General features: G+C 45.7%; 11 protein-coding genes. 4 read left to right on the top strand and 7 right to left on the bottom strand.

The window, feature by feature from the left end; genetic code table 11:
• Positions 1 to 263: 263 nt before the first annotated feature.
• The 5 genes from MHZ92_RS19750 to MHZ92_RS19730 all read right to left on the bottom strand — a co-directional run bounded on the left by MHZ92_RS19750 (position 264) and on the right by MHZ92_RS19730 (position 4,879).
• Entirely contained in the window at positions 264 to 1,079 is an 816-nt protein-coding gene (locus MHZ92_RS19750) for an undecaprenyl-diphosphate phosphatase (protein WP_239433432.1), read from the bottom strand.
• A gap of 92 nt (positions 1,080 to 1,171) precedes the next feature.
• The gene (locus MHZ92_RS19745; RefSeq protein ID WP_239433431.1) at positions 1,172 to 2,407 is read right to left on the bottom strand and encodes a Zn-dependent hydrolase; all 1,236 of its coding nucleotides are present in this window, start codon (positions 2,405 to 2,407) and stop codon (positions 1,172 to 1,174) included.
• A gap of 88 nt (positions 2,408 to 2,495) precedes the next feature.
• Positions 2,496 to 2,900, bottom strand: coding sequence for a DUF1259 domain-containing protein (locus MHZ92_RS19740; protein WP_239433430.1), 405 nt, complete (start codon positions 2,898 to 2,900; stop codon positions 2,496 to 2,498).
• A gap of 142 nt (positions 2,901 to 3,042) precedes the next feature.
• Entirely contained in the window at positions 3,043 to 3,456 is a 414-nt protein-coding gene (locus MHZ92_RS19735) for a universal stress protein (protein WP_239433429.1), read from the bottom strand.
• A 13-nt stretch (positions 3,457 to 3,469) separates the two neighbouring features.
• Positions 3,470 to 4,879 carry a SulP family inorganic anion transporter gene (locus tag MHZ92_RS19730; protein ID WP_239433428.1) on the bottom strand — a complete coding sequence of 470 codons (1,410 nt, stop codon included), beginning with the start codon at positions 4,877 to 4,879 and terminating at the stop codon, positions 3,470 to 3,472.
• Between the two features lie 180 nt (positions 4,880 to 5,059).
• On the opposite strand from MHZ92_RS19730, the gene MHZ92_RS19725 reads away from it, so the two are divergent.
• From MHZ92_RS19725 to MHZ92_RS19715, 3 genes are all read left to right on the top strand, one after another.
• The gene (locus MHZ92_RS19725; RefSeq protein ID WP_239433427.1) at positions 5,060 to 5,791 is read left to right on the top strand and encodes a Bax inhibitor-1/YccA family protein; all 732 of its coding nucleotides are present in this window, start codon (positions 5,060 to 5,062) and stop codon (positions 5,789 to 5,791) included.
• Between the two features lie 133 nt (positions 5,792 to 5,924).
• Complete coding sequence (locus MHZ92_RS19720) at positions 5,925 to 6,302, top strand: DMT family transporter (RefSeq protein ID WP_239433426.1); 378 nt, start codon at positions 5,925 to 5,927, stop codon at positions 6,300 to 6,302.
• 86 nt (positions 6,303 to 6,388) lie between these two features.
• Positions 6,389 to 6,928 (top strand): hypothetical protein, encoded by a 540-nt coding sequence (locus MHZ92_RS19715; RefSeq protein ID WP_239433425.1) that lies wholly within the window; start codon positions 6,389 to 6,391, stop codon positions 6,926 to 6,928.
• 63 nt (positions 6,929 to 6,991) lie between these two features.
• Here the strand turns inward: MHZ92_RS19715 and MHZ92_RS19710 are convergent, their stop codons facing one another.
• Positions 6,992 to 7,456 (bottom strand): GNAT family N-acetyltransferase, encoded by a 465-nt coding sequence (locus MHZ92_RS19710; RefSeq protein WP_239433424.1) that lies wholly within the window; start codon positions 7,454 to 7,456, stop codon positions 6,992 to 6,994.
• 115 nt (positions 7,457 to 7,571) lie between these two features.
• Positions 7,572 to 8,936, bottom strand: coding sequence for a 23S rRNA (uracil(1939)-C(5))-methyltransferase RlmD (gene rlmD, locus MHZ92_RS19705; RefSeq protein ID WP_370644792.1), 1,365 nt, complete (start codon positions 8,934 to 8,936; stop codon positions 7,572 to 7,574).
• A 217-nt stretch (positions 8,937 to 9,153) separates the two neighbouring features.
• Between rlmD and MHZ92_RS19700 the strand changes: the two genes are divergently transcribed.
• The gene (locus MHZ92_RS19700) at positions 9,154 to 10,386 is read left to right on the top strand and encodes an MFS transporter (RefSeq protein WP_239433422.1); all 1,233 of its coding nucleotides are present in this window, start codon (positions 9,154 to 9,156) and stop codon (positions 10,384 to 10,386) included.
• Positions 10,387 to 10,501 lie beyond the last annotated feature (115 nt).

Raw genomic sequence — 10,501 nt, 5'->3', positions numbered from 1 at the left:
AGGGAACTGATTTAGTCGTCGTTCCTTACCTACATTAGGAGCTTTTTTGTTTTTATTCAAGTTATCTATTTCTATTTACTGTACTTTTTTACTTTTATTTCTTGCTATGCAACGCTAGTGGTGCAACAACCAATTATGATTATTTAATGATAAGTATATTTATGCAAAAAGAAGCCAGCTGCTAATTGATACAGATGGCTTCTTCACTTTTCTTATACAATTGTAGTGTATAATCTGAATTGTATGCTGCACAGGCGCCGAAATTAAAAGAAAATGAGAAGTAATGTTCCTACGAGGAAACAATAATACGTAAAATAAATGAGCTTCCCACTTTTCATAATGCCCATAAACCATTTCAAGGCAAAATAGGTCATGACGAGTGTTGCTAGGAATGAAGCTAGATACGGAATGGCTAAGTCTGCTTTGTTCGGTTCATCTAGAAAATCAGTGGCACCTAGTATAACTCCTCCGAGGCTCACGGGAATATACAACATAAATGAAAATCGAAGGGCCGTTTCAGGTTTCATTCCTACGGCAACCGCTGATATAATCGTTGCACCTGATCGGCTAATCCCTGGTGTTAATGCGACTGCCTGCCCTAACCCCACAATGAAAGCGTCCTTGATTGTAATGTCGCTTTCGCCTTTATAACCTTTGAGATTGCGAATTAACCACAAGGCAATCCCTGTTATGAAGAGCATGACCGCAATCGTTGTCATGCTAACATTTTCTGCAATATAGTCACTTAATAAAATTCCAAGAACACCTGCCGGAATCGTACCAATGACAATAAAGAATACAAAACGAAAGTCACTTTGATAGCGAGCGTTTCTCGTTTTCAAATAGAGAATTGAATTGGCTGCTAGTCTTGCGATATCTTTTCTATAAAAATAAAGTATTGCAAATAATGAAGCTGTATTTGTTAAGATTGCAAATGTAAACCCCTGTTCACCTAGCCCTAAAATTTCACTAGCAATCATTACGTGGCCACTTGATGACACAGGGATTGGTTCTGTAAAGCCCTGAACTAATCCAATAATAATCATTTTGATGATAAGTACAATATCTAATTCTCCCATACTGCCTCCCAATTAATCCACATTCATTCCATAATCTATATAGACGAATTGATATTAAGTATTGTTTCCATGTTGAACTTCTTTACTATCACTTATCGAGCTGCCTTCGCTTGTTTCAGCATGAAAGCACGTAATACTTCTGCGCCTTCCATCAGCTGCTCCATTGACGTATATTCTGCCGGATTATGGCTCAGTCCGTCTTTTGACGGGACGAAAATCATGCCTGTCGGACAGAGCGCCGCCATATTCATCGCATCATGTCCTGCGCCGCTTGGCATTTCAATCCACGCCACTCCTCTTTCTTCACAGATCCCTTTTAACTCGGCTACAAGTTCGCTATCCATCTGAACAGGTTCCTCTTCTGAAATCTTGTCCATCCAAATGTTAAGGCCACGTGCTTTCGCGACATCTTTGACCGCTGCTTCGAGTGCTTCAACCACTCGTTGGCGTGATTCCAGGCTTGTTCCCCGAATGTCAACGTTCAGATCCGCTGCGCCTGGCACTACATTCATAGCACCTGGCTGTATGGAAAAGACACCGACCGTGCCGACTGTGCCATGGTCAAGCTCCGCAAGCGCCGCCTTTTCTACGGCAAGCGCGATTTCCGCGCCTCCGAGCAATGCATCGTGACGGTAGTCCATCGGCGTCGTGCCGGAATGATCGGCTGTCCCTCCGACGTGCACAGAAAAACGAATCGGCGCAGCGATGGCAGAGACGACTCCAATCGCCTTCCCTTGCTTTTCGAGCACTGGTCCCTGTTCAACGTGCAGCTCGACGAACGCTTTGAATTCATCTCGGAAGCGTTTGGCCAAATGGACTTCTTCCAAATCAAGACCGTTTTCTTCAAATGCCCGCATGAGGGTTACGCCGTTTTTGTCAGTGAGCGACCGCGTGTACGCAGGGTCAAGACGGCCTGTCATTGCTTTGCTTCCAAGCGTCGAAGCGCCAAAGCGGGAGGATTCCTCACAAGCAAAAATGATAACTTCCAGCGGGTGATCCGTTTCCACACCTTCATCCGCGAGGGACAGCATCACTTCAAGTCCCACAAGAACGCCTGCAGTACCGTCAAATTCACCGGCAGCATAGACGGAGTCAATATGCGAACCTGTCGCGACAACCGGCAGATCGGGAACCCTTCCCTCCCTGCGTGCAATGACGTTTCCCGCATAGTCAGTGCGCACTGTCAATCCCGCACGTTCAAATTGGTCAATTAAAAAAGCCCGTGCCTTCCGCTCGGTTTCAGTGTAAGCTAGCCGATTAATCCCTTCCCCTTCGTCTGTGAATCTTGCAAGTTCTTCAAATGACTGACGCAAACGTTCCAGCTTCATAGCAAATCCCCTTTTCCAATCGAGACGGTCGGTTTCATTTTACCTTTATCATAACATACTCGAAAGACCTCTCCATGGCTTTATACATCTACTTCGAAACAGGATAGGTGCTCAGAAACCGGAAGGAATACGCCAGCTTTCTCGCAAAATCGAGAGGAGGCTCCACCGATTGGACGTGTATAAACATAATCAACGGACTCGTGAAGAGCCAATGATTATGCAATGCACTAACGATTAGTCCTTGATGCGTCAAAGATTGCACAAATGTCGGAATTTCCTCTTGAAGGACTGCGATTTCCAACAAGTTCAATGCACGGCCGTTTTGATCAAGTGATTCGAACGACACTTCAACATTTGCTGTGGAACTTTTCCTCCCTAGAATTGTGACGTTGAAAGCCCTTTGAAAAGTGACTGTACAAACGCCTTTCTCTACTTTGCCTTTACCGTGTAGAATGTCGCCAAACTGCTTACATAGATCGTCTATTTGCGCCATGCCCATTCCCCCATACATATTTAGCTGTTTCTTTAGCGTACGAAATGTATTTTCCAAATATGCAGGGACATGCATGCTCACTTAAATGAAAAGAACAGAACCCAAACTAGATGTAGTTTGGGTTCCGTATTCGTTTAGTACCTTATTTCACAACCGTCACCGGGCATTTCACATGTTTCATTACTTTATGGCTGACACTTCCGAGCACCATTTCCTGAAGGGTATTCAGACCTCGGCTGCCGATGACAAGCTGATCGACCGCTTGGGCATTCACGTATTTAATGATTTCCAGGCTCGGAGTTCCTTTCAACATCGTCGTTTTCACTTTCACGCCGGCTTGCTGTGCCCATTCTAGAACGGGTTCAATTTTTTTCTTTCGTTTCAGTAGGAGGCTGTCTTCATTTTGCGCTAAGAGCCGTTCGTCTTTCGCTTTATTGTAATCCGCAACATAGATAATCTCCAATTGCGCTTCCGGGAAGTGTTGGGCGAGCGTTATGGCATGTTTTGCAGCGCGCAACGCATTTTGTGATCCATCGATAGCAACAGCAATCTTCATCTTCATTCCTCCCTCAAAGTAATTTTTCGTATAGTTGTTTACTTGAAGAACTCAGCCCTTGGATGGTGACGGACACCCCATCCCCCTCAAGCTTCTCCTTCACTTTACTAATCGCCCCGACAGAAGATTCGTCCCATAACTGACTATCTTCAAAATCGATAACAATCTCTTTGCCCTTTACATCTTGGAAAGACTGGATGAATTTTGTCGTGGATGCGAAAAACAACGGTCCTTTCACTTTATAAACACCCGCGTCATTCGTAACCGTTACGCGAGATATTTTGGAGACGAAAAAGAGTGAGCTCAAGATGACACCGACGACAACACCGATCGCGAGATTATGTGTGTACAAAATGATCACAACTGTAATGAGCATGACGAGTGATTCCGTTTTAGGCGCTTGTTTCAAGAACTTGAACGACCCCCAGTTGAATGTCGTCGCTGCAACCATAATCATCACGCCCGCGAGCACGGGCATCGGAATTTTGACGACGATATCCCCTAACACGATGATCAAAAACATAAGGAAGACACCCGCTGTGAATGTGGATAGACGTCCCCGGCCGCCCGATTTGATATTGATGACAGATTGGCCGATCAATGCACATCCTGCCATCCCACCGAAAAATCCTGTAATGGCGTTCGCAATCCCTTGCCCGCGCGCCTCTGTATTTTTATCGCTCGGCGTGTCCGTCATATCGTCCAACACTTGGGAAGTGAGTAGCGATTCAAGCAGACCGACAATGGATAAAGCCAATGAATACGGGAAAATGATTTTCAGCGTTTCCAAGTTCAGTGAGATATCTGGAAAGAAAAACGTTGGCAATGTACTTGGCATCTTTCCTAAGTCGCCGATGGACTGGAGCGATACGCCGCTCATCAGTGCGATACCTGTCATGACGACGATTGCGATCAATGGCGCGGGGATCGCCGTGAAGAAACGCGGAACCGCGTAGACCAATACTAATGTCGCGATTGCAAAAACATACGTCATTGCACCTTGTCCCTGCAAATAAGGCAGCTGGGTCATGAAAATCATAATGCCGAGCGCATTCACGAATCCGAGCATGACGGAGTTCGGAATGAAACGCATTAAATTCGCAACGCCGAGTGCCCCAAGGATCAATTGAATAATTCCGGTTAACACCGTTGCCGCGAGTACGTACTGCAAACCGTGATCTGCCATCAAATTAACGAGCACTAGCGCCATCGCACCGGTCGCCGCTGAAATTAACCCTGGACGGCCGCCGACGAATGAAGTGATGACGGCGATTGTGAATGAAGCATAGAGTGCAACCCGCGGATCCACCCCTACGATGAACGCAAAGGCGAGCGCTTCGGGAATGAGTGCCAGTCCCACAACGATTCCCGCTAAAATATCGGCTCGGATATTCCCGAACCATTGTTGTTTGTAAGTATGCAAAACCTGTTCTCCTCTCTAAGCTGTCTATACGATGCATACTTCATTGAGATGCAGTAAAGATCAATATATAAGTTCCAATTATATCAGAATGACCATTCTGCGGCTTTTAATTAACACAAATTCGAATCCATTGTCCCCCTTCCCCGTATACTCTAGTAACGAGAATGAAAGGAGTTCATTATGAGATCTGCAAATCCGAGTTTACGGGAAGATACGTTTAAAGGAATGCGGTCAGTCAATGGGATGGCGATGACCATTCAAGGGACTGTGAACAAGACGTTCATCTTGTTTTTGTTGTTATGCGTGACTGCCGTTTTTACATGGTACCGGTACTATTCTGGAAATGACGTTAGTGCGCTTGTTTGGATTGGTTTTTTGCTTGGGTTTGTTGTTGCGCTCGTTACGATTTTTGTGAAAAGGGTTGCGCCGTTCACGGCTCCGCTGTATGCACTGTTGGAAGGGCTTGCAATCGGTGGGATTTCGGCGATGTTCGAAGCCCAGTTTGCAGGGATCACGATACAGGCCGTGCTGTTGACATTCGGGACACTTTTTTCGTTGCTCGTTGTGTATCGATTGGGGCTTATCGAGGTGACAAAGAACTTCAGACTCGGGGTCGTTGCGGCGACAGGTGCCATTTTCTTTGTCTATTTGATCGATCTTATCCTCCGCTTCTTCGGCATGGAGGTCCCTTTCATCCACGAGACGGGTCTCGTCGGCATTGCCATTTCGGTCATCATTGTAATTGTAGCGGCATTGAATCTTGTGCTAGATTTCGATTTTATTGAATCGGGTGCGGCAGAACGGGCACCAAAGTTTATGGAATGGTACGGCGCGTTCGGCCTAATGGTGACGCTGATCTGGTTGTATTTAGAAATTCTCCGGCTGCTTGCGAAGGTTCGGAGCAATAAATAGGAAAGAACCCGGACCGATTTTGGTTTGGGTTCTTCGGAGTTGTTTATGCGTATATCCTGCCTCCATCACGATAATAGGATAAAATCAATCTGGGTGACGACTGAAGCCCAGATAATTATTATGGAGGTCGGCAATGCCCTATTTATATTTATTCATTGCAATCGTTACAGAACTTATTGGCACTTCCTTACTAAAAGCATCAGACGGATTTTCAAAACTCCTTCCTACGATAGGGTTGATCATCGCATTTGTAAGTAGTTTTTTCTTTTTGTCGTTGTCACTTAAATCAATCCCCTTAAATACTGCATATGCTGTTTGGTCAGGATTAGGACTTGTTTTTACAACAATCATTTCCGTGTTAATTTGGAAAGAAAAAATTAACTTCGCAAGTGTGTTAGGCATCAGCTTGATTCTTGCAGGAGTTGTCATCTTGAATCTGTTTGGACCGGGACATGGGGAATCTGCTCATAAAGTAGGCAAAACTATTTCAATTGACGGGGAAACAGAATAATAGTGTGAACCTAGAACATTACCTTGGGCATGGGGCGACTCACTTTGAGCGCGGGGTGGCTTACTTTGAGCGCGGGGCGGCTGGCTTTGAGCGCGGAGGGGCTTACTTCGGGCGTGGAGCCGCTCACTTCAGGCGCGAAGCCAATCACTTCGGGCGCGGAGCCACTCACTTCGGGCGCGGAGCCACTCACTTCGGGCGCGGGGCCACTCACTTCGGGCGTGGAGCCACTCACTTCAGGCGCGGGGCCGCTCACTTCAGGCGCGAAGCCAATGACTTCGGGCGCGGGGCCACTCACTTCGGGCGTGGAGCCACTCACTTCGGGCGCGGGGCCACTCACTTCAGGCGCGGAGCCACTCACTTCGGGCGCGGAGCCACTCACTTCGGGCGCGGAGCCACTCACTTCGGGCGCGGGGCCACTCACTTCGGGCGTGGAGCCACTCACTTCAGGCGCGACACTACTCACTTTGGACGTGGGATCACTCACTTTGGACGTGGGGACACTCGCTTTGGACGTGGGACCACTTGCTTTGGACGCGAAGACACTCGCTTTGGACGAGGAAAGACATGCATTGGACGCTATACACCTCACTTTGGACGCCTCCTCCTTTATTACAAAAAAGAGCTGACACGTAAAGTCATTATTTTCGACTTTCAGTGACAGCTCCTTTGATTTATACATCGAATGCCATTCAAATACACTTTACTTTAAATACATCAATTCTATTGTAATTATCATCCGAAACAGTTTCAAGGTAGGTCCAGCCTTTATTTCTATAATAGTCAGATGCGTCTTCTGTTCTTAAATAAAGTTCATTAAATCCTAATTCTTTCGCTACCTCTATGGTTTTGTCTATTAACTTTTGTGCTACACCCCTACCACGATACTCTGGTTTCGTATAGAGAGATGCAAGCCAGGGTTTATACATGTCTCTTATCTTTAAATCGTTTTCAAAGATAGATACAGTTCCTAAACATTCTCCCTTCTCGATAGCAATGAGTGTTATTGGAAATCCGTTATCCATTGTATTTGAAAAGTGTTTAACAACATCCTCAAACTTCATACTACTACCCGTTTTTACGACAAATTCCTTATAAATCATTTCAGAGACTTCCCTTATTTTATCTGGATGGTTTGATAAAAAATCAACATTCATACCACTCACCCTTTGTTTTGTTATTTCTCTTTATTCTATCGAATTAACCTGTTTGAGGTAATAAATTAAAATGAAAAACTCGTCCAATATTTTAAATCGAACGAGCTTTATCACTTTAATTTTTTATTAGTAGCGCTACACACTCCACATGAACGGTGTGCGGGAATAGGTCAACTGGCTGTACTTGTTGAAGTTTGTAGCCGAATTGTAGCAATTCCGCAGTATCCGTTGCGAATGTTTCCGGGTTGCATGAGACGTAGACGATTCGTTTCGGTTGGGCGCGGCCGATTCGGCGCATCACTTTGCCGCCTGCCCCGCTCCGTGGTGGGTCGATTAGTAATAGATCCGCCAAGCCCCAGCTTTCGTGTATTTCATCGATACCTTTCCGTGCATCACGGGCAAGGAATGTCGTGTTATGCAAGTCATTGTCAACCGCATTCCGTTTTGCGGATTCAATTGACGTCTCGACGATTTCGATGCCGGCGAGTTCTTTCACGCGTGCTGCAAACGGAAGCGAGAACGTCCCGACGCCGCAAAATAAATCGATCATTTTTTCATCTTCTTGTGGCTTGCCCATTTCTAGCGCAAGATCGACAAGCTTCTGCGCTTGGACAGGGTTCGTCTGGAAGAACGTGTCGAACCAAAGTCGGTAGCGATACCCAGCCATTTCATCGTAAATGAAGTCGCGGCCCGCCAAGACGAATGTCTCTTCGGATTGTGTGCGGTCCGCTATATCCGTATTCACGATCCACATTAGGCTCTTCACGTTCGGATAGTTCTTTGTGATCCGCTCAATCAAGTCTTCCGCTGCAGCCGCCAAATCACCGATAGGCGCTTTCGTCGCAAACAAGGCAAGCATCACTTCGCCAGTTGCAAACGACTCACGAACCATCAAATGACGGAGAAGCCCTTCATGCGTATCTTTGTTATAACCCGATAGATCGAACGCCTTCACCCATTCGCCTACTTCCATCGTCGCATCGACCATATTGCGGCCCGCGATCAAGCATGTTTCAAGCGGAATAATTTTACGGAAATTCCCTTGCTCATGCAGTCCGAGATCCCCTCCAGGCGAAAACGTGAATTCCATTTTATTGCGGTAATGCCAAGGGTCTTCCATGCCAATCGTGTCCAACACGATATCCGGATTCATTCCGACATTTTGCAACGCCTTTTTTACATAATCCGTCTTATATTTCAACTGACCTTCGTAATTCCAATGCTGCCAAACGCAGCCACCACAAAGTTCAAAATGCGGGCAAGGCGCTTCGGTTCGATCCGGGTTCGCGACCAATATTTCATCCGGTAACATCTTCTGCCATCTCATGGATGGATCATCCACTGTAACTTGTACGGTCTCTCCCGGCAACGACTGCGGAATGATAAGCTTCAACTTTCTCAAGTTGCCCAACTCATTCTCACGCCAAATGGCCGCTTGTCCGTTTCCTTTCCCATCCAAATGGTCGATTTTCGCTACCATTTTTTCTCCTGTTGTAACGGTCAAGTGATGACTCCCCTTTCAAATTTTTTCATCTATTTTACGGCCGCCGTCAATCGGCTTGCCTGTTTCTTCAACTGTCCTATTATAACGGAAATTGGGTGGAATGAAAATGGTTGTTCATTTTCACGAGAAAACCGCAAATTTGGACAAGTAAATCGGAAGCCCCTTTTTTATAATCAAGTCGAGGGGGAAGATTATGCGAATACTCATTAACAAAGATCCATATGCAGTTTACTTGTACACCAGTTTTTTATCGCAACTGTTATTCACTTTCATCTTTACAGTGAATTTGTTATACCATGTGCAAGTTGTGAAGCTTGATCCACTCCAGCTTGTGTTGGTCGGAACCGTTTTGGAGCTCACGGTTTTCCTATTTGAAATTCCGACTGGCGTGCTGGCCGACGTGAAAAGCCGAAAGCTTTCACTCGTCATCGGCTATTTTTTAATCGGAATCGGATTTATGATCGAAGGGATATTCCCGCTATTCGCAGCTGTCATTTTCTCGCAGATTGCTTGGGGTATCGGCTATACGTTTACGAGCGGCGCCCAGCAGGCATGGATTGCAGATGAAATCGGGGAAGAACGTGCGTCACTTGCATTTATTCGAGGAGCCAAGGTTGGAAAACTAGGGCAACTTATCGCAATCCCCCTTAGCATCTTAGTGGGATATTACATGATTAACTTGCCGATCATCATCGGTGGCTTCTGTATGCTTGGGCTCGCCATCTACTTGCTGTTTTTCATGGAAGAGAACAATTTTAAGCCTTTACGGTCAGGGAAAAGAGTTTCCACTTGGAAAAGCATGAAGGGGAATATGCAAAAGATTGTTGTTTATTCCAAAGCGAGTTTTGTCATGAGAATGTTGCTTCTAATCGCGTTATTTATCGGATTGTATAGCGAAGGTTTCGACCGGTTATGGATGACGCATTTCATTGACGTATCCGCTTTAGCAACATTCACGAATGAACAGCTTGTCTTGTTCATGGGCGGACTTCAGTTGATTGTCGTTTTACTTTCCTTTACGGTGCTTCACTTTATGAACCGAAGTGCGATCCATTTGAATTTGAGACATATTTACGTCGCCCTTTTCATCGGCAGTGCACTGATTGTCACGTCACTGATCGGCTTTGCATTCTCTGCATTCGTCGTCAGCTTGCTAGTCTTTTACGTCTTAATCCAAGTGACGCGGCAAGTGATGTACCCGTTGGAGGATATTTGGTTGAATAAAATCATCCCGGATTCCTCAACACGTGCAACCTTCTTTTCGGTAAAAGGCCAAATCGATGCAATCGGTCAAATTGGCGGTGGGCCAATCATTGGAGTGATTGCGTCACGATTTGCAGTGAAAATTGCAATCCTCGTAAGTGCTTGCTTCGTCATGCCCGTTTTATATTTGTATACGGTCGTCTTAAAAAAAGACAAAGCGTGATCAACGGATATTTTTATTGGGAGGCACAATTTATATATGAATTGGAGTCTCCTTTTTTGTGGCTACATAAACACTTCAATGAATTTAACACATTAATTAGTACATCTATTCAATT

Source organism: Sporosarcina sp. ACRSL (assembly GCF_022346605.1).
GTDB lineage: Bacteria > Bacillota > Bacilli > Bacillales_A > Planococcaceae > Sporosarcina.
This window is presented reverse-complemented; position numbering and strand designations above follow the sequence as displayed.

What these genes read in the sequence shown, in the direction of transcription:
- MHZ92_RS19735 (WP_239433429.1), bottom strand. Translation starts at nt 3,456, where the DNA reads ATGAAGATTGCTGTTGCTATCGATGGATCACAAAATGCGTTGCGCGCT.
- MHZ92_RS19745 (WP_239433431.1), bottom strand. Translation starts at nt 2,407, where the DNA reads ATGAAGCTGGAACGTTTGCGTCAGTCATTTGAAGAACTTGCAAGATTC.
- MHZ92_RS19725 (WP_239433427.1), top strand. Translation starts at nt 5,060, where the DNA reads ATGAGATCTGCAAATCCGAGTTTACGGGAAGATACGTTTAAAGGAATG.
- MHZ92_RS19720 (WP_239433426.1), top strand. Translation starts at nt 5,925, where the DNA reads ATGCCCTATTTATATTTATTCATTGCAATCGTTACAGAACTTATTGGC.
- MHZ92_RS19740 (WP_239433430.1), bottom strand. Translation starts at nt 2,900, where the DNA reads ATGGCGCAAATAGACGATCTATGTAAGCAGTTTGGCGACATTCTACAC.
- MHZ92_RS19700 (WP_239433422.1), top strand. Translation starts at nt 9,154, where the DNA reads ATGCGAATACTCATTAACAAAGATCCATATGCAGTTTACTTGTACACC.
- MHZ92_RS19710 (WP_239433424.1), bottom strand. Translation starts at nt 7,456, where the DNA reads ATGAATGTTGATTTTTTATCAAACCATCCAGATAAAATAAGGGAAGTC.
- MHZ92_RS19750 (WP_239433432.1), bottom strand. Translation starts at nt 1,079, where the DNA reads ATGGGAGAATTAGATATTGTACTTATCATCAAAATGATTATTATTGGA.
- rlmD (WP_370644792.1), bottom strand. Translation starts at nt 8,936, where the DNA reads ATGGTAGCGAAAATCGACCATTTGGATGGGAAAGGAAACGGACAAGCG.